Source organism: Streptomyces sp. IBSBF 2435, assembly GCF_036815005.1.
Classification (GTDB): domain Bacteria; phylum Actinomycetota; class Actinomycetes; order Streptomycetales; family Streptomycetaceae; genus Actinacidiphila.
This window is the reverse complement of sequence record NZ_JAJSYW010000130.1, coordinates 1-19893: the sequence shown is the minus strand read 5'-3', so window position 1 is coordinate 19893 and position 19893 is coordinate 1. Positions and strand designations below refer to the sequence as shown.

The window sequence follows — 19893 nt, the reverse complement described above, 5'->3', positions numbered from 1 at the left end:
GCCTTCCACCACGGCAAGCTGTACGCGATGTTCCGCCGCTGGTACGCCTCAGCGGCGGTACATCGCGTACAGCTTGCCGTGGTGGAAGGCCGCGCCTCCCGCGTCGAGCGCGGGGAAGGCGCCGTCGCGGGCGGGGGCGGCGATACCGGCCCAGCCGCCGCCGTCGGTCCGCACGCCCAGGTGCAGCCTTCCGTCGGCGCCGCGGGCCAGCAGGTGCAGGCCCGTACCGGGCCGGCCGGCGAGCGTCGGGCTGCGCTGGGTCAGCAGGTCGTGCGCGGGCTCGTGGTCCTGCCAGTCGGCGGCGGACAGCGCCTTGTCGCTGTACCGCACCCGGACCTTGTCGTCCAGGCCGCGGTGGGCGACCCACAAGGTGGCCCCCGTGGAGACCAGCGCGGGCGCGCTGTCGCTGATCGAGCTGTCGAAGCGGTAGCCGAAGGCGGGGCGGTGGTCGGCGGTGAACCGGTCGACGTGGATCCGCCTGCCGTGGTCCCGGTGGCTGACCCACAGGCTCCCGTCGTGCGACGCGACGGCGGGGGACACGGGGCTGTCCCAGCCGTCCACCCGCACTTCCGGGGTCCACACCGAACCGTCGAAGCGGTTCCACAGCACGTCGCCGCCCGGCGTGGTGTGGAAGCAGTACAGCAGCCCGCCGTGGACGGTCAGCGCCGCGCGCTGCAAGCTGTCCGACCCGCCGACACGGGCCGGTGCGCGCCAGACGCCGCCGTCGAGGCGGCTCCACATCAAGGCGTGGTCGCCGGGGCGGGCGAAGACCGCGTGGAGTGCGTCGCGGTAGGACACCAGCGAGGGCGCGGTGACGCTCTGCCAGCCCAGCGGTACGGGCGCGCTCCACGAGCGCGGCTGCGCCCCGGGCGGCCCGTCCGCCCGGCAGGTGGCGTACTCCAGATCACCGGCGGGGAAGGCGGGCCGCTCACCGCGGTAGGCCAGGCGCACCGGGGCACGCCCGCCGGTGTCCAGGTCCAGTTCCACCTCGCGCCGGTGGAACAGCACGGCCACGTCGCCGCGGCCGAAGGTGAGGCCGAGGACGTACGACTCCTCGTCGTGGTCGCCCACCTGCTCCCTGACGAAGGCGAACAGCTTGAGCACCTCCCACACCAGGCCCGTGAACTCCATGCCGGGGACGGGGAGACCGCCGTCGTCCTGCCCCATGGCCCGGGTGCAGGAGTCGGTGAGCACACCGAGCCGGCGCATCACCTCGCGGTAGCGTTCGCCGCCGCCCCGGCCGCCGTGGATCCCGAACGAGATGCGGTCCGCGCCCTCCCCGCCGAGCACCACCGCCGGCGCGGACGCGTCGGCCGGTCCGGCGGCCGAGGCGAGGTCTCCGGTCCAGAAGACGCCGGCCCCCCGGCCCGCGGCCACCTCCCAGGCCGCCCTGAACGGCGCCGCGGCCGGCTCCGGCACGCCGCCCGCGGCCCGTCGCGCGGCGCCGGCCACGCCGACCACGCCGAAGCCGGACTCCCGCACCCCGGCCGCGAACTCGGCCGAATGCAGCGGGCCGCCCTCGGCCAGCGACTCCGCGCTCAGCAGGGCCACATTGCGGCAGCCGAGCGCCTCCTCGGCCACCGCCCTGACATCGGACCGCAGATCGGCCATGCCGTACCCGAGGGAGACCGGACGGCCGGTCAGCACCTCGGGTACGAGGTCAAGCCGCCCGCGGGCGGTGACGGTCTCGCGGTAGACCCGTCCCCAGTCCGGCAGCTCCGCCTCCGGCACCGCCGCCCGCAGCACGGCCAGCAGCAGGCCTTCCAACTCCGTCGGCGCCTCCCCGGCCCGCAGCCGGTCGGCCCCGTGCAGCGCCGCGCCGATCAGGACATTGCCGTACCGGCAGCCGGACAGGCCCCGCCCGCCGCCCGGTGGCCGCGCCCCCGACCCCGTCAGCACCTCGCGCAACCGCTCCAGCCGCTCCGCGGACGTCGTGTCCCCTGCGTTCGGCATGCCACTCTTTTCGATCGGACCGGCACGACCAGGTCCCCCGGGAGTGGGGGCAACCCGACGCTACGCACGAAGGTCCCGCGGCCGGGCGCCGCGTGATCAATTGGCCAGAATCAGACCTGAACGGGACTGTTGACACGCCGGCCCCGCGCGGCCCTCCGGCCGGTGCGCGCAATGGTCGACTCGCCGCGTGGGGCGCCCTCCTGGACGGTATCGTCGCCCGGACGACAACGGAGAGGTGTCCTCACGTGACTCAGGTGACCATCACTCACATCGGCGGTCCGACCACCCTCATCGAGGCCGGCGGATGGCGGCTGCTGACCGACCCGACGTTCGACCCGCCGGGCAAGCGCTATTCCTTCGGCTGGGGCGCGATGTCCAGGAAGCTGGCCGGGCCGGCGATCTCGGCGGACGACCTCGGGCCGATCGACGCCGTCCTGCTCACCCACGACCAGCACGGCGACAACCTCGACCCCGCGGGGCGCGCGCTGCTGCCGCGGTTCGGCAGGGTGCTGACGACCCCGCAGGGCGCGCGGCGCGTCGGCGGGAATGTGCAGGGCCTGGCGCCATGGGCGACCACCACCTTGCAGGGCAAGGGCAGGGAGCCGATCGAGATCACCGCGACGCCGGCCCGCCACGGCCCGGCCGGCACCAGGCCGCTGGTCGGGGCGGTGACCGGTTTCGCGCTGCGCTGGGAGGGCCAGGAGCACGGCATCTTATGGATCTCCGGCGACACCGTCCTGTACGACGGACTGCGCGAGGTGGCGAGCCGGCTCGACGTCGGTACCGCAGTCCTGCACCTCGGCGGCGTGCGTTTCCCGATCACCGGTCCCATGCGGTACACCATGACCGCCGAGAACGCCGTGGAGCTGTGCGGTCTGCTCGACCCGCGGACCATCGTGCCCGTCCACTACGAGGGCTGGGCGCACTTCCGCGAGAAGCAGCAGAAGGCCCGGCAGGTCTTCGGCGCCTCGCCGTTCGCCTCGCGGGTGCAGTGGCTGGACCACGGCGCCGCGGCCAAGTTCGAGGTGTGACCGGGTTCCTGCCGTCCGCCGTCCGCTGACCCGGTGTCATGGCCGGCGGCTCCGGACCCGCCTGCCCCGGGCCGCCCCGGCCGCCCTCGGGGGAGGGGCGGCCGGGCGCCGGGCGCCGCCGGGTCAGCGGCGGCTCAGGTGCGCGACCAGGGAGTCGCGGATCTCGCCTGCGCGGACGGCGGTCGTGGACAGCAGGGTCGAGGTCAGCCCGTGCGTGTGCTCGGTTCCGCCCTGGAGGTAGATGCCCGCCGTGACGTCAGGGCTGACCGCCACGCGGTGGTCGCGGCCGACCCGGACGGCGTCGCCGTCGTCGCGCAGGCAGATCTTGGCCGACTCCCCGAGCAGCGTCCCGATGTCCTGCGAGCGGTAGCCGGTGGCGTGCACGAGGACGTCCGCCGCGAGGGTCTGCCGTTCGCCGGTCGGCAGGAATTCCACCGTGACGTCCAGGCCGTCCTCCCGGACCTCCACGTCGCGGATGCGCGAGACGTTGAGGAAGCGCAGCCTTTCGCGGCCCTGCACCTTCTCGCGGTACGACGTGGCGTACAGGGACTCGATGAGGTCCATGTCGACGACGGAGTAGTTGGTGGAGCGGTGGTAGTCGTAGAGCGACTGCTTCACCTCCGACGGGGAGCCGAAGTAGACGTCCACCGCTTCGGGGTCGAAGATCCGGTTGGCGAAGGGGCTGTCGTCGGCCGGCGTGTAGCCGTACTTGGCGAAGACGCCGCAGACCTCGGCCTCGGGGAAGGTGCGGTGCAGGTAGTCGACCGCCTCGGCGGCGCTCTGGCCCGCGCCGAGGACGACGGCCCGCCGGACGGGCTTGCCCGCGGCGCTCAGTTCGGCCACCCGCGGCACCAACTGGCTGTTGTGCCACACGCGTTCGGACAGCGCCCGGCCCGGCGGCAGATGCGGTTCCAGGCCGACCGCCACGCTGACGTTGCGCGCCCGGTGCACGACCGTGCCCGCGGGGTCCGCGGGGTCGCGGCTTGTCACCTCGAAGTGGTGCACGAGGCCGTCCGCTTCGCGCACCGGTATGACGGACAGCACCTCGTGGGAGTAGTCGACCAGGTCCGCGACCCGCGCGGCGGCCCACTCGAAGTACTCGTGGAATTCCACCCGGAGCGGGAAGAGCGTCTTCTGGTTGAGGAAGTCCACCAGCCTGCCCCGTTCCCGCAGGAAGCACAGGAAGCTGAAGCTGCTGCTCGGGTTCCGCATCGTGACCAGGTCCTTGAGGAAGGACACCTGCATGGTCGCGTCGTCGATCAGCATGCCCCGGTGCCACCCGAAGCCCGACTGGCGTTCGAGGAACCGGGCGTCGACTCTGCGGTGCTCCGGCGCCGCCGCGTTGTGCTCTTCAACGGCTATCGCCAGTGCGAGATTAGACGGCCCGAAACCTATTCCCAGCACGTCATGGATGATGTGCGGCCCACTGCCCGGTGTCTTCACCGTTGCATCGCCTCCCTCAGCGCGGCTCATCCTAGATAAGGTAAGCCTTACCTTGCAATCATGCCGTCGAAGGGAAGAACCGCCATGCGGGTCGTCATGTTCGGCTATCAGACCTGGGGCCACCGCACGCTGCAGGCGCTGCTGGACTCCGACCACGAGGTCGTCCTCGTCGTCACCCATCCCAGGAGCGAGCACGCGTACGAGAAGATCTGGGACGACTCGGTCGCCGAACTGGCGGCCAAGCACGGCGTCCCTGTGCTGCTGCGCAGCCGCCCCGACGACGGTGAACTGCTCGACGCCATACGGGCGGCGGCCCCGGACATCATCGTGGCCAACAACTGGCGGACCTGGCTGCCGCCGGAGATCTTCGACCTGCCGCCGCACGGCACGCTCAACATCCACGACTCGCTGCTGCCGGCCTACGCGGGCTTCTCCCCGATCATCTGGGCGCTCGTCAACGGCGAGGAGCGGGTCGGCGTCACCGCCCACCGGATGAACGCCGGACTCGACACGGGAGACATCCTCCTGCAGCGGTCGGTGCCGGTCGGCCCGGCCGACACCGCGACCGACCTCTTCCACCGGACCGTCGACCTGATCACCCCCCTCGTCGGCGAGTCGCTGCGGCTGATCGCCTCCGGCGAGGCGCGCTGGCGGACCCAGGACCCCGCGCAGGCCAGCTTCTTCCACAAACGCTCCCTGGAGGACAGCCGCATCGACTGGACGTGGCCCGCCGAGGACCTGGAACGGCTGGTCCGCGCCCAGTCCGACCCGTACCCCAGCGCCTTCACCCACCACAGGGGCGAGCGGATCCGTATCGTGTCCGCCTCGGTGTCCGAGGCCAGGTACGGCGGCACACCCGGGCGGGTCTTCATCCGGGAGGGCGACGGGGTCGTCATCGTGGCGGGGGCCGACGCCCGCAGCGGGACGCGCCGCGGACTGGTCATCCGGCGGCTGCGCACCGAGGACGGCACCGAGCACGCGGCGAACGACTTCTTCCGCACCATGGGCGGCTACCTCACCGCCCGGCCCTGACCCGGGCCGCACGCCGCCCGCGCTGACGCGTGCCGGCCCGCTCCGCGCCGCCCCGCCCCGCAACAGCCGCGCGGGGCGGGGCTGGTCAGTCGGCGCTGACCGGCACGGCCTCGTGGTGCCGGCCCATCGGGATGACCAGCGGGGTGCCGCTGACCGGGTCGGTGGCGATCTGGCAGCGCAGGTCGAAGATGTCCTCGACGGCAGCGGCGGTGATCACCTCGGCGGGCGGCCCCTGCGCGACGATCCGGCCGGACTTCATGGCGATGACGTGGTCGGCGTACCGGCAGGCCTGGTTGAGGTCGTGCAGCACCATGACGACCGTGCGGTTCTCCCGCCGGTTGAGGTCTGTGATCAGGTCGAGCACGTCGATCTGGTGGGCGAGGTCGAGATAGGTGGTCGGCTCGTCGAGCAGCAGCACGGGTGTGCCCTGGGCGACGGTCATGGCGATCCAGGCGCGCTGCCGCTGCCCGCCGGACAGCTCGTCCACGGCGCGGTCCGCGAGGCCGGTCAGCCCCGTCGCCGCCAGCGCCTCGTGCACGGCCAGCTCATCGGCGTCCGACCACTGCCGCCACCAGCTCTGGTGCGGTGAACGCCCCCTGCTCACCAGGTCGATGACGGTCAGTCCCTCGGGCGCCACCGGGGTCTGCGGCAGGATGCCGAGCCGCTGCGCCAGCTCCCCGGTGGGGATGGAGCGCAGGGCCCTGCCGTCCAGTTCCACGGACCCCTGCCGGGGCGGCAGCAGCCGGGCCAGCGCCCGCAGCAGGGTGGACTTGCCGCAGGCGTTCGCACCGACGATGGCGGTGATCCGGCCGGGCGGCACGGTCAGGTCCAGGTCCTCGACGACCAGCCGGTTGTCGTAGGCGAGATGCAGGCCGTGCGCCCGCAGGACGGGGCCCGGCTGCTTGCCGGGGTCGGTGGTCGTCATGGTCTTCAGCCTCCTGAGCCCGCGCGGTTGGCACGGATGAGCAGCCAGAGCAGGACCGGCGCGCCGATGACGCCGGTGACGATCCCGACCGGCAGCTCGGTGCCGGGGATCGCTTCGCGTGCGATGAGGTCGGAGCCGAGGACGACCAGCGCGCCGGTCAGTCCCGAGGCGACCAGCGGGGGATACGCGGTGCCGGCCAGCCGCTGGGCGATCTGCGGGGCGGCCAGCGCCACGAAGGCGACCGGGCCGGCCGCCGCCGTGCCGAAGGCGATCAGCGCCACACCGACCAGCATCAGGGCCAGCCGCGCGGACCGCACCGGAGTGCCCAGGCCCGCCGCCACGTCGTCACCGAGTTGCAGGGTGCGCATCCAGCGGCTCATCCCCAGCGCCAGCGGCACCAGCACCGCCATGGCGGTCGCGAGCATCGACACCTGGCCCCAGGTCCTGCCGTTGAGGTTGCCCACCAGCCAGCCGAGGGCGGCCTGCGCCTCGAAGCGCTGGCCGCGCGCCAGCAGGTAGTCGGTGGCGCTGGTGCACATCCACGACACCCCGATGCCGACCAGGATGATGCGGTAGCCGGTGGCGCCGTTCTTCATCGCCAGCAGATAGACCAGCACCGCGGTGGCCAGGGCCCCGCTCAGGCCCAGCGCCTGGGTGCCCAGGCCGCCGTCCCAGCCGAGCACGATGCCCGCCACGACGGCGGTGCCGGCCCCCTCGGTGAGGCCGATCATGTCCGGGCTGGCCAGCGGATTGCGGGTCATCGTCTGGTAGAGCGCCCCCGAGATGCCGAAGGCGATGCCCACCAGCAGCCCGGTCAGCGCCCGCGGCAGCCGCAACTCCCGTACCACCAGCACCGTTCCGGGATCGCCGGAGCCCGCCAGCGCCTTCACCACGCTGGTGAGGCCCACGTGGTAGTCCCCGATCGAGACGCCCCAGCAGAACAGCAGGAAGACCGCGACCGCCAGCCCGGCGCAGACGGCGATGAGGCGGGGCCGCAGGATCCCGGAGACCGGCGGTGCGGCAAGGCGGAACGGCAGGCGCCCGGCGGAGGCGGGTATGCGGGAGGCGGAGGACATCGCTCACACCTCCGCGAGCTTGCTGCGGCGGACCAGAGCGATGAAGAACGGGCCGCCGATGAAGGCGACCAGCACGCCCGCCTGAATCTCCGTCGGCCGCGCCACCACCCGCCCGATGATGTCGGCGCAGAGCAGCAGGCACGGCGCGACGGCCGCCGACAGCGGCAGCAGCCAGCGGTGGTCGGGGCCGAGCCCCGACCACTGGGCGAGGAGGCGCGCGATGTGCGGGACGACGAGCCCGAGGAAGACGACCGGGCCGATGACGGCGACCGACGCGCCGGTCAGCAGCATGACGGCGACCACGCCCTGGAGCCGTACCAGGCCCGTTCGCCGTCCGAGCGAGGCCGCGATGTCGTCGCCGAGCGCCAGGCTGTTGAGCGCGGGCGCGGTGGCCAGCGCCAGCAGCGCCCCCGCGCCGAGGAAGGGCAGCATGCTCAGTACCACGTGCGTGTCCTGGTCGGCGAGGGTGCCGGCGGACCAGAAGCGGTAGCGGTCCAGGGCGTCGGGGTCGGTCAGGACGATGGCGTTGGTGAGCGAGAAGAGCAGGAAGGTCACCGCGACCCCGGCCAGCGCCAGTTTGACCGGGGTGGCCCCCGACCGCCCCGACCTGCCCAGGACGAAGACCACCACGCTGGTGGCGAGCGCCCCGGCGAAGGCGAACCACACGTAGCCGTACAGCGATCCGACGCCGAAGACCGCGATGGCCACGACGATGCCGAAGGAGGCGCCCGCGCTGACGCCCAGCAGTCCGGGGTCGGCCAGCGGATTGCGGGTCAGCGCCTGCATCAGCGCGCCGGACAGCCCGAGCGCGGCGCCGGCCGACAGCCCCAGCACCGTCCGCGGGATGCGTACCGACCAGACGACGTCGTTGACGACGTGGCTGGAGGGGTGGCCGGCCAGCGCGCGGACCACCTGGCCCGGCGGGATGCTCAGGGCGCCCAGCGCGATCGACAGCAGGCACAACACGGTCAGCGCGACTGCGAGCAGTACGACAAGCAGGGCAGGGCGCAGGTTCCTCCGCCGTCTCACAGGCCTGGCTCCATGGTCGATGTCCTTAGGTTAGGCAGACCTTAACTCTACGGCCCGACCGCGCGGCCCCGGCAGGGAGGAGGGGCTATCTAGTTAGGTAATCCTTACCTTAATATGGCGTCCGGTCGCGGCTCGTCCGAGCCGTTTCCGCATGTCCTGGGAGGCGCGGGCACCTGTGTCGGGTATTTCTGCTGGTTCGGGAATGTCGGAAGAATCGAGCCGGGGCGGGCTGTCGGCGACGACAGCGCGGTTCTGGCGGGGGAGACTCGTCCCCCTGCCGCAGGAGACCGTCCTGCCCGCCGATTTCCCCTACGCTCCGGCGCGGGTGGGCGTCCTGACCTGCGGTCAGGCGCTCGTCACCCGCGCGGACCGCCCCACCCGGCTAGCCGCGTACGTGGCGCTGCTGCACCACTACGCCGGCGGCGCCGACGACATCACCGTCGGACACGACGGGCTGCCGGTGCGGATCGCCGTCGACGCCGACGCCCCGTTCGCCGACCTGCGCGACCGGGTCGCCGCCGCGTGCGAGGCGGCAGCCGCGCACCGGGCCCCGCTGGCGGCACTCGCCGCGCTGCTGGGGGCCGAACCCACGCGGGGCGGCGGGCTGTTCTTCACCACGGCCTTCAACACCGGTGTCGGCGGCGGCGACGGCTTCGGTACCGCCTCCGGTACGGGCCCGGGCGACGTCCTGGGCACCGGCGACGGCTCGGACGACGGCCTCGACACCGGTACCGCTTCCGGCGCCGACGGCTTCGGCACCGCCCCCGGCACCGCCTCCCCGGGCCACGCGGACAACCCGCTCGACCTCGCCTGGGAGGTGACGGAGGACCGGGTACGCGTCAGCTACCGGCCCGACCTCTTCGCGCCCTCGACCGTCGACCGGATGCTGGACCACTACGCGCGGCTGCTCGCCGACGCGGTGGCCCGCCCCCAGGCCCCGGTCGGCGACCTGGCCGTCCTCGGCGAGCGGGAACTGCGCCGCGTCCTGGTCGAGTGGAACGAGACCGGGCACGACGTGCCCGCCCTGACGTGGCCCGAGATGTTCGCCGAGCAGGTCGCGGCCCGTCCCGACGCCGTCGCGCTGGTCTTCGAGGACACCCGGCTCACGTACGCGCAGGTCGACGCGCGGGCCAACCGCCTGGCCCACGCCCTGATCGCCCGCGGCGCGGGACCCGAGGCCGTGGTGGCGCTCGCGGTGCCGCGCTCGGCCGACCTCGTCATCGCCGAGGTCGCCGTCCTCAAGTCGGGCGCGGCCTACCTGCCGGTCGACACCGACTACCCGGCCGACCGCATCGCCTACACCCTCGCCGACGCCGCCCCGGTCTGCCTGGTGACGACCTCCGAGGTCGTCGCCGACCTGCCGCGGGACACCGGCACCGCGCTGCTGGTCCTCGACGCGCCGGCCACCGCCGCCGAACTGGCCGGCCGCGCCCCCCACGACCCGGACCGCCGGGGCCTGTCGACCGCGAACGCCGCCTATGTGATCTACACCTCCGGCTCGACCGGCCGCCCCAAGGGCGTCGTGCTCTCCCACGCCGGTGTGGCGGGCCTGGTCGCCACCCAGCGCGAGCGCTTCGGCATCGGACCGCACAGCCGCGTCCTGCAGTTCGCCTCGCCCAGCTTCGACGTCGCCTTCTGGGACCTGTGCCTCGGCCTGCTCTCCGGCGGCCGGCTCGTCGTCGTACCGTCCGAGCGCCGCGTGCCCGGCGCTCCGCTCGCCGACTACGCCCGGGCCAACGGCGTCACCTTCATGATCCTGCCGCCCGCGCTGCTCGCCGCCATGCCGGACGACGTCCGACTGCCCCCCGAGGCCACCCTGCTGGCCGGCACCGAGCGCGTCTCGCCCGAACTCGTCGGCCGCTACGCCCGCGGGCGGATGATGTTCAACGCGTACGGACCCACCGAGGCCACCACCAACTCCACCCTGGGGCTGTGCGACCCGGACACCCCGCCCGGCACCGTCGTGCCCATCGGCGTCCCCGACCCCGGCACCCGCGCCTACGTCCTGGACCGCCGGCTGCGCCCGGTCACCGCCGGTGTCCCGGGAGAGCTCTACCTCGGCGGCGCCGGTCTGGCCCGCGGCTATCTCGGCCGCCCCGCGCTGACCGCGGAGCGCTTCGTCGCCGACCCCTTCGGCGCGCCGGGCGAACGGCTCTACCGCACCGGCGACCTCGTACGCCGCCGGGCCGACGGGCGGATGGAATTCCTCGGCCGCGCCGACGACCAGGTCAAGATCCGCGGCTTCCGCATCGAGCCCGGCGAGATCGAGTCGGTGCTGCGCGCGCACCCGGCCGTCGACCAGGCCGCCGTCGTCGTCCGCGAGGACCGCCCGGGCGAGCGGCGGCTCGCCGCGTACATCGTCCCCTCGCTGAACCGCGAGGCGGAGGTCGCCGACTGGCAGGACCTGCACGACCTGCTCTACGAGGCCGCCGGGAGCGAGGGCTTCCAGGAGAATTTCGCCGGCTGGAACAGCATGTACGACGGGTTGCCCATCCCGCTCGCGGACATGCGCGAATGGCGCCAGGCCACGGTGGACCGCATCGCCGGGCTGCGCCCCCGGAGGGTCCTGGAGATCGGCGTCGGCAGCGGTCTGCTGCTGTCCCGCCTGGCGCCCGGCTGCGACGCCTACTGGGGCACCGACCTGTCCGCGGCGGCGGTCCGTGCGCTGGACGAGCAGGTGCGCGGTGTCCCCGGGCTCGCGGACCGCGTCGAACTGCGGGTCCGCCCGGCGCACGACACCGAAGGGCTGCCCCGCGGCTTCTTCGACACCGTCGTCATCAACTCCGTCGCCCAGTATTTCCCGGGCGCCGGCTACCTGACCGACGTGCTGCGCCAGGCCGCCGCCCTGCTGGCGCCCGGCGGGAGGGTCTTCCTCGGCGACGTCCGCAACCTGCGGCTGCTGCCGACGCTCCGCGCGGCCGTCGAGAGCGGGCGCACCGCGGCGGACGGCGACGACAAGGACGCGCTGCGCGCCGCCGTGGACCGCTCGGTGGCCTGGGAGGGCGAACTACTGCTGGACCCGGACTACTTCACCTCCCTGGCCGGCTTCACCACCGACGTCCACGTCAAGCGCGGGACCCACCACAACGAGCTGACGCGGTACCGCTACGACGTCGTGCTGCGGCCGGCGCAGGACGGCGACGCGGGTGACGTGCCGGCCTGCCCCGAACTGGCCTGGTCGGGCCCCGGCACGCTCGATGTCCTTGACGGGCGGCTCGGCGCGGCCGGCCGGCCGGACCGGCTGCGGCTCACCGGTGTGCCCAACGCGCGCCTGGCGGACGACCTCGCCGCGAGCGGCGCACTGGGTGACAGCAGCCGCCCCACCGCGGACCCGGCCGCCGGAACCGACCCCGAGGCGCTGCACGAACTCGCCGCCCGGCACGGCTACCGCTGCGCCGTCACCTGGAACGGCCCGGCCGCCGACGGAAGCCTCGACGCGGTCCTCGCCCTCGGCGAGGCCCCCTTCGGCACGCTCTACCGCCCCGGCGGCGGCCGGCCGTACGCCAACCGCCCGGCGCCCTTCCGCGACGTCGTCGCCCTGATGCGGACGCTGCGCGCCCACGCCGCCGAGTCGCTGCCCGCCTACATGGTCCCCGCCGCCCTCGTGCCCCTGGACCGGCTGCCGGTCACCCCCAGCGGCAAGCTCGACAGCGCCGCGCTCCCGGTGCCCGACTACGCGGCGCTCAGCTCCGGCCGCGCCCCCGGCGACGCCCGCGAGGAACTGCTCTGCGGCCTGTACGCGCAGGTGCTCGGCCTGCGGGCGGTGTCCGCCGACGACGACTTCCTGGCACTGGGCGGCGACAGCATCGCGGCCATCCGCTTCCTCGTCCTCGCCCGCCAGGCGGGCCTGAGCCTCACCCCCCGGGACGTCTTCCGGCACCGCACGGTCGCGGCCCTGGCGCAGGCCGTGGACCGGGCCGCGGACACCGCCGGGGACGCCGCCGAGCCCGACGACGGCCCGCTGGTACGGCTGACCGACGCCGAAGTCGGCCGCCTCCAGGGCGACGAGCCGGTCTCCGTGGCGGAACTGCTGCCGCTCAGCCCGCTCCAGGAAGGCTTCTTCTTCCACTCCCTGGTGGACGGCTCCGACCAGCAGGAATACGTCGTCCAGCAGGCCGTCGAGCTGTCCGGGCCGGTCGACGGACCGCTGCTGCGCCGCGCCGCCCGGCGCCTGATGGAGCGGCACGCGCCGCTGCGCGCCTGCTTCCGGCAGCTCGACGGGGGCCGGCCGGTGCAGATCATCGCCGACGGCCTCGACCTGCCCTGGCGTGAGCTGGACCTGTCCGCCCAGGACCCGGCCACCCGCTCGGCGCTCGCCGACGCCGTCGCCGCCGACGAACGCTCCCGCGGCTTCGACCTCGCCCGGCCGCCGCTGATGCGCTGCGCGCTGGTCCGGCTCGGCGACGGCCGCAGCCGGCTGCTGCTGACCTTCCACCACATCGTGGCCGACGGCTGGTCCCTGCCGATCCTGCACCGCGAGCTGATGGCCTGTTACGCGGACACCCCGGCCGCCCTGCCCGCGGTCACCCCCTACCGCGCCCACCTGCGCCGCCTCGCCGCGGCCGACCATGAGGCCGCCCGCGACGCCTGGCGCACCGCGCTCGCCGGAGTGGACGAGCCGACCCGGCTGGCAGGACCCGCACCGGCCGGCCCGGCGGCGGTCGAGCCCGCGCAGATCCGTGTCGAGCTGTCCGAGCGGGTGACCGCCCGGCTGGCGGCGCGAGCCAGGGAGCACGGCGTGACTCTGGGCACGGTCGTCCAGGGCGCGTGGGGACTGCTGCTCGGGCGTCTGGCGAACCGTCAGGACGTCGTCTTCGGTACGACGGTCTCCGGGCGGGACGCGGCCGTGGACGGCGTCGAGTCGATGGTCGGGCTGTTCATCAACACCCTCCCCACCCGGCTGCGCTGGGCTCCCGCCGACACCCTGGCGCACCTGCTGGAGCGCCTCCAGGCCGAGCAGGGCGCTCTGCTGGACCACCAGCACCTCGGTCTGGCCGAGGTGCAGCGCGTGGCCGGGCTCGCGGGGGCCGGCGAACTCTTCGACACCCTCGTCGTGGTCGAGAACTACCCGGCGGAACCCGGCCTCACCGACCCCACCGGCACCGTACGGATCACCGGCCACTCCTTCCAGGACGCCGTCCACTACCCGCTGGCCCTGATCGCCAAGCCCGGCCACCGGCTGGACCTGCGCTTCAAGCACCACCAGCGGCTGCTGGACGCCGACGCCGTCCGTGCCGTGGCCGACCGGCTCACCCGCGTCCTGTACGCCGTCGCCGACGACCCGCGCCGCACGGTCGCGTCCCTCGACCTGCTGACCCCGCAGGAGACGGCCGCCTCCCGCCTCGAAGGCGCCGCGCACCCCGTCGCACCGACGACCCTGGCCGCCGCCTTCGAGCAGCAGGCCGCCCGTACGCCGGACGCCACCGCCGTCGTCGCCGGCGCGCGGACCCTGACGTACGCCGAACTCGACGCCGCAGCCGGCGTCCTCGCCCGCCGGCTGCGCGCCCGGGGCGCGGGCCCCGACCTCTTCGTGGCCGTCGCCGTGCCGCGCTCGGCGGAGCTGATGGTCGCCCTGCTCGGCGTCCTCAAGTCCGGAGCGGCCTATCTGCCGGTGGACCTGGACTACCCGGCCGACCGGGTCGTCCACATGCTCGCCGACTCCGGTGTGACCACGGTCGTCACCACCGCGGCGCACGCCGCCCGGCTGCCCGCGGCCGAGGGGCGGGAGATCCTCGTACTGGACGGCCCGGCCGAGGAGGAAGGCACCGTCCCCGGGACGGCCGCGGGACCCGACGACGCCGCCTACCTGATCTACACCTCGGGCTCCACCGGCCGTCCCAAGGGCGTCGTGGTCACCCACCGGGCCGTCGCCAACCGCCTCGCCTGGATGCAGGGCGAGTACGGTCTGGCCCCCGACGACCGGGTGCTCCAGAAGACCCCGGCGAGCTTCGACGTGAGCGTCTGGGAATTCTTCTGGCCGCTGTGCGAGGGCGCCGCCGTCGTGCTCGCCACGCCGGACGGCCACCGCGACCCGGCGTATCTGGCGGCCCTGGTCCGCGAACAGGCCGTCACCACGCTGCACTTCGTCCCCTCGATGCTGGAGGCGTTCCTCCGGGCCGAGGAGGTCACCCGCGACACCGGGTGGGCCGCGACGCTGCGCCGCGCCTACAGCAGCGGCGAGGCGCTGCCCGCGGCGGCCGCCGCCCGCTGGCAGGCGCTGACCGGGGTGCCGCTGCACAATCTCTACGGCCCGACCGAGGCCGCCGTCGACGTCACCCACCACACCTGCGACGGCGCTCCCGGCGCCACCGTGCCCCTGGGCCGCCCGGTGTGGAACACCGGACTGCGCGTGCTCGACGCGTGCCTGCGCCCGGTGCCCGCCGGGGTCCCCGGCGAGCTGTACCTGACCGGCGTGCAACTGGCCCGCGGCTACCACGGCCGCCCCGCGCTCACCGCCGACCGCTTCGTGGCCGACCCCTACGGCACGCCCGGCACCCGGATGTACCGCACCGGCGACCTGGTGCGGCGCCGCGCGGACGGCGCCGTCGACTACCTCGGCCGCACCGACCGGCAGGTCAAGCTGCGCGGCAACCGCGTCGAGCCGGGCGAGATCGAGGCCGCCCTGGTCCGGCAGCCCGCCGTCGCCCAGGCCGCGGTGACCGTCACGGGAGCGCGGCTGACCGCCTACGTCGTGCCCGCCGCGTCCGCCGTACGGCCCGGGGCCGCCGAACTGCGCGCGGCCCTGGCGGACGAGCTGCCCGCGCCCATGGTGCCGGACGCCTATGTCGTCCTGGACGCGCTGCCGCTCACCCCGAGCGGCAAGCTGGACCGCGCGGCCCTGCCCGAGCCGGAGGCGGAGCGGGCCGCCCCGCGTGCCCCGCGCACCGCGCGGGAGCGGACCCTCACCGAGATCTTCGCGGCGGTACTGGGCCTCGAAGAGGCGGGCGCCGACGACGACTTCTTCCTGCTCGGCGGCGACAGCATCAGCTCCATCAGCGTCTCCAGCCGGGCCCGGGCGGCCGGACTGCCGCTCGACCCGCGCGATGTCTTCGAGCACCGCACTCCCGCCGCCCTCGCCGCCGCGGCGGCCCCCGCGGCGCAGCCGCCCGTGCGCGCCGCCGCCCCCTCGCCCGACCTCACCGCGCAGGAGTCCGCCCGGATCCGGCGCCTCGGCGCGGCGGACGCGGACCGCTCGGGCGGTGTGGTGGACGTCTGGCCCCTCGCGCCGCTCCAGGAAGGGCTGTTCTTCCACTCCACCTACGACGACGGCGCTCTCGACGTCTACACCGTCCACGAGTCCTTCGACTTCGCCGAACGGGTGGACGCCGACCGGCTGCGCCGTGCGGCCCGCGCCGTGCTGGCCCGCAATCCCGCGCTGCGGGCCGGGTTCACCAGCGACGGGCTGCGCCAGCCGGTCCAGTTCATCCTGGGCGACCCGCGCGTGCCGCTCCAGGAGGTGGACCTGTCCGGGCTGCCCGCGGACGAACAGGCCGTACGGCTGGCGGAGTTGACCGAGTCCGAGCGGACCCGCCGCTTCGACCTGGCGGCGCCGCCGCTGCTGCGCATGCTGCTGGTACGCCTCGGCGCGGAGCGCGGCGACCGGCTGGTCATCGGCCGCCACCTCATCCTGTGGGACGGCTGGTCCGCCTGGCTCTTCCTCGACCAGCTCTTCGCCCTCTACGCCTCCGGCGGCGACGACTCGGCGCTGCCCCGCCCCGGTTCCTACCGCGACTACCTGACCTGGCTGGACGCCCAGGACGACAGCGCCGCCACCGCCACCTGGCGCGCCGCCCTGGCCGGGCTGGCCGAGCCCACCCTGATCGCGCCGGCCGCCGCCGGGCGCGGCCTGGAGCCGGTCGTCCCCGAGCACCTGGACACCCGGCTGTCCGAAGAGCTGGGCGACCGGCTGCGCGAGACCGCCCGCGGGCACGGCCTGACGCTGAACACCCTGCTGAACACCGCCTGGGGCCTGGCCCTGGCCACCGCCACCGGCCGCACCGACGTCGTCTTCGGCACGACCGTGGCCGGCCGGCCCAGCGAGGTGCCGGACGTCGAGAACGTCATCGGGATGTTCCTCAACACCGTGCCCGCCCGTATCGCCTACGACCCGGCCGAGCCGGTGCTCGACCTGCTGCGCCGCGTCCAGGGCGAGCGCCTGGCCCTCATGCCGTACGAATACCTGGGCCTGGGCGTGCTCCAGGCAGAGACCGGGCACCGGCGGCTCTTCGACACCCTGTTCGTACTGCGCAACAGCGACACCGAGGACCGGCTGGAGCGGCTGCGCGAGCGGTACGCGGTCACCGCCGTCGCCAATGTCGACGCCACCCACTACCCGGTCAACCTCATCGTGACCCCGGGCCGGCGCACGGGCGTCACCCTCGCCCACCGGGCCGACGTCGTCGGCCACGACCAGGCGCGGCGCCTCCTGGACCGCTTCACCTGCCTGCTGGAGCGGATCTGCCGCGACCTGTCCGCGCCGGTCGGCCGCCTCGACCCGCTGCTGCCCGCCGAGCGCGCGGAGCTGGCGCGCGAGGCGGCGGACAGCCGGGTGCCCGCCCCCGAGGAGACCATCGCCGACCTCCTCGCCGCCCAGGCCGCCAGGACCCCCGGCGCCACCGCCCTGGTCTTCGGCGACCGCACGCTCACCTACGCCGCATTCGACGCCGCCGTCAACCGCACCGCACGCCTGCTGCTGGCCAGGGGCGCCGGTCCCGAGAAGGTGATCGCCCTCGGGCTGCCGCGCTCCCTCGACATGGTGGTCGCGCTCTTCGCCGTCCTGCGCACCGGCGCCGCCTATCTGCCGCTGGAACTGGACTACCCCGCCGACCGCCTCGCCCTGATGATCGAGGACGCCCGCCCGCTGCTGCTGCTCACCACCACCGCGGTTTCCGCGTCCCTCCAGGGCGGCCTGCCGCGCGTCCTGCTGGACGACCCGGCAGTCGCCGCCGACCTCGCCGGGCTCCCCGGCGGCCCGGTCACCGCGGACTTCAGCCTGGAGCACCCGGCCTACGTCATCTACACCTCGGGCTCCACCGGCCGCCCCAAGGGCGTCGTCACCCCCTACCGTGGCCTGACCAACATGCAGCTCAACCACCGGAAGGAGGTCTTCGCCCCGGCCGTCGCCGCCGCCGCCGGGCGCCGGCTGCGGATCGCGCACACCGTCTCCTTCGCCTTCGACATGTCGTGGGAGGAACTGCTGTGGCTGGTCGAGGGCCACGAAGTACACGTGTGCGACGAGGAGTTGCGCCGTGACGCGGAAGCCCTGGTGGCCTACTGCGAGCGGCACGGGATCGACGTCGTCAACGTCACCCCGACCTACGCCCGGCTGCTGATCGAGGAGGGCCTGCTCGACGGCCATGTGCCGCCGCTGGTGCTGCTGGGCGGCGAGGCCGTCCCCGACAGCGTCTGGTCCCGGCTGCGCGACACCCCGGGGACGTACGGCTACAACCTGTACGGCCCGACCGAGTACACCATCAACACCCTCGGCGGCGGCACCGGCGACAGCGCCACCCCCACCGTCGGCCGCCCCATCCGGGGCACCCGCGCCCACATCCTCGACGCCTGGCTGCGCCCCGTACCGCAAGGCGTGCCCGGCGAGCTGTACATCGCCGGAATCGGCCTGGCCCGCGGCTACCTCGACCGGCCGGGGCTGACCGCCGAGCGCTTCGTCGCCGACCCGCAGGGCCTGCCCGGCGAGCGGATGTACCGCACCGGCGACCTCGTACGCCGCCGCGGGGACGGCAACCTCGACTTCCTCGGCCGCACCGACGACCAGGTCAAGATCCGCGGATACCGCGTCGAGCCGGGCGAGATCGAGGCGGTGCTCGGCAGCCACCCCCAGGTGGCCCAGGCCGCCGTGACCGTACGCGACGACCGGCTGGTCGGCTACGTCGTACCGGCCCGGCTCGACGGCGCCGAGCGGGAGTCGGCGGAGACCGCGCAGGTCGGCGAGTGGCGGGAGATCTACTCCGACGAGTACGAGGAGATCGGCACCGCCGTCTTCACCGAGGACTACGCCGGCTGGGACAGCTCCTACGACGGCCGGCCCATCCCCTTCGACCACATGCACGAGTGGCGCGAGGCCACGGTGGCGCGGATCCGCGAACTGCGGCCCCGCCGGATCCTGGAGATCGGCGTCGGCTCGGGACTGCTGCTCTCCCGGCTGGCCCCGGACGCGGAGGCGTACTGGGCGACGGACTTCGCCGCCCCCGTCATCCGCAAGATCGCCGAGGACCTGAGGCGCGACCCGCAGCTGGCCGCCAGGGTCGAGCTGCGCTGCCGCCCGGCCGACGACCTGGGCGGCCTGCCCGCCGGCCACTTCGACACGATCGTCGTCAACTCCGTCATCCAGTACTTCCCGAGCGCCGGCTACCTGGCGTCGGTGCTGCACGGCGCCATGGACCTGCTGGCGCCCGGCGGCGCGCTCTTCGTCGGCGATGTGCGCAACCTGCGGCTCGCCCGCACCTTCCACACCGAGATCCAGCTCGCCCAGGGCCTGTCGGGTGTCGAGCTCGACCGGGCCGTCGAGCGCGGGCTGCGGCTGGAGAAGGAACTGCTGCTGGACCCCGACTACTTCACGGCGCTCGGCTACGGGGTGGACCTGCGCACCAAGCGGGGCCGCCACCACAACGAGCTGACCCGGCACCGCTACGACGCGGTGCTCTACCGGGGCGCCCCCGACGCGGTCCTCGGCGACGAGCCGTCGGCGCGCTGGGACGCCGGGCTCGACCTGGCGGGCCTGCTGGCGGCCGAGCGCCCCGGCCGGCTGCGCGTCACCGGCGTGCCCGACGGGCGGCTCACCCCGGCCGGCGTCGACCCCGAGGCGCTGCACGACCTGGCCGCCGCGGCCGGCTACCGCGCGCTGACCACCTGGTCCCGCGAACCGGGCACCTACGACGCGGTCTTCCTCGCAGGGGACCCCGTCCGGGTGACCGCGGGCCTCTACACCCCGGGCGGCGCCACCGGGCCGCTCGCCAGCGACCCGGCGGGCGCGCGCGACGCGGGCGCCCTGGTCCGGCGGCTGCGCGAGCACCTCAAGCAGCAGCTGCCCGACTACATGGTCCCGGCCGCCTTCGTCACCCTCGACCGGCTGCCGATGAACGACAACGGCAAGCTGGACGTCCGGGCGCTGCCCGACGCCGAGCCGGCCGTCGCGCTGGGCGGCGGACGCGGCCCGCGGACGCCGCGGGAAGAAGCGCTGTGCCGGCTGTTCGCCGAGGTGCTCGGCCTGCCCGAGGTCGGCGCCGAGGACGACTTCTTCGACCTGGGCGGGCACTCGCTGCTCGCCACCCGGCTGGTCAGCAGGGCACGCGCGGAACTCGGCGCCGAACTCGCCATCCGCGACCTGTTCGAGGCGCCCACCCCCGCCCGGCTGGCCGGCCGCGCGGACGTCGGACGGCCCACC

Annotated in this window: 8 protein-coding genes; 3 read left to right on the top strand and 5 right to left on the bottom strand. The window is 74.4% G+C overall.

Going from position 1 to position 19893, the window contains the following annotated elements:
* Positions 1 to 48: 48 nt before the first annotated feature.
* Positions 49 to 1953, bottom strand: coding sequence for a hypothetical protein (locus V7E46_RS23065; protein WP_333770202.1), 1905 nt, complete (start codon positions 1951 to 1953; stop codon positions 49 to 51).
* Positions 1954 to 2198: 245 nt separating this feature from the next.
* Between V7E46_RS23065 and V7E46_RS23060 the strand changes: the two genes are divergently transcribed.
* The gene (locus tag V7E46_RS23060) at positions 2199 to 2984 is read left to right on the top strand and encodes an MBL fold metallo-hydrolase (RefSeq protein ID WP_333770201.1); all 786 of its coding nucleotides are present in this window, start codon (positions 2199 to 2201) and stop codon (positions 2982 to 2984) included.
* A gap of 123 nt (positions 2985 to 3107) precedes the next feature.
* Here V7E46_RS23060 and V7E46_RS23055 read toward each other — a convergent pair whose 3' ends face one another.
* Positions 3108 to 4457 (bottom strand): lysine N(6)-hydroxylase/L-ornithine N(5)-oxygenase family protein, encoded by a 1350-nt coding sequence (locus V7E46_RS23055; RefSeq protein WP_333770200.1) that lies wholly within the window; start codon positions 4455 to 4457, stop codon positions 3108 to 3110.
* 54 nt (positions 4458 to 4511) lie between these two features.
* Here V7E46_RS23055 and V7E46_RS23050 point away from each other — a divergent pair, with 54 nt between their 5' ends.
* The gene (locus V7E46_RS23050; RefSeq protein ID WP_333770203.1) at positions 4512 to 5459 is read left to right on the top strand and encodes a methionyl-tRNA formyltransferase; all 948 of its coding nucleotides are present in this window, start codon (positions 4512 to 4514) and stop codon (positions 5457 to 5459) included.
* 85 nt (positions 5460 to 5544) lie between these two features.
* Here the strand turns inward: V7E46_RS23050 and V7E46_RS23045 are convergent, their stop codons facing one another.
* From V7E46_RS23045 to V7E46_RS23035, 3 genes are read right to left on the bottom strand one after another with little or no spacing between them, the layout of a single operon-like run.
* Positions 5545 to 6384, bottom strand: coding sequence for an ABC transporter ATP-binding protein (locus V7E46_RS23045; protein ID WP_333770199.1), 840 nt, complete (start codon positions 6382 to 6384; stop codon positions 5545 to 5547).
* 5 nt (positions 6385 to 6389) lie between these two features.
* Positions 6390 to 7460: a FecCD family ABC transporter permease gene (locus tag V7E46_RS23040; RefSeq protein WP_333770198.1), complete on the bottom strand. Its 1071-nt coding sequence runs from the start codon at positions 7458 to 7460 to the stop codon at positions 6390 to 6392.
* Positions 7461 to 7463: 3 nt separating this feature from the next.
* Positions 7464 to 8471, bottom strand: a complete 1008-nt coding sequence (locus V7E46_RS23035; protein WP_443054315.1) for a FecCD family ABC transporter permease — start codon at positions 8469 to 8471, stop codon at positions 7464 to 7466.
* Positions 8472 to 8691: 220 nt separating this feature from the next.
* Between V7E46_RS23035 and V7E46_RS23030 the strand changes: the two genes are divergently transcribed.
* The coding region (locus tag V7E46_RS23030) for an amino acid adenylation domain-containing protein (protein WP_333770196.1) at positions 8692 to 19893 on the top strand (11202 nt) is incomplete at its 3' end.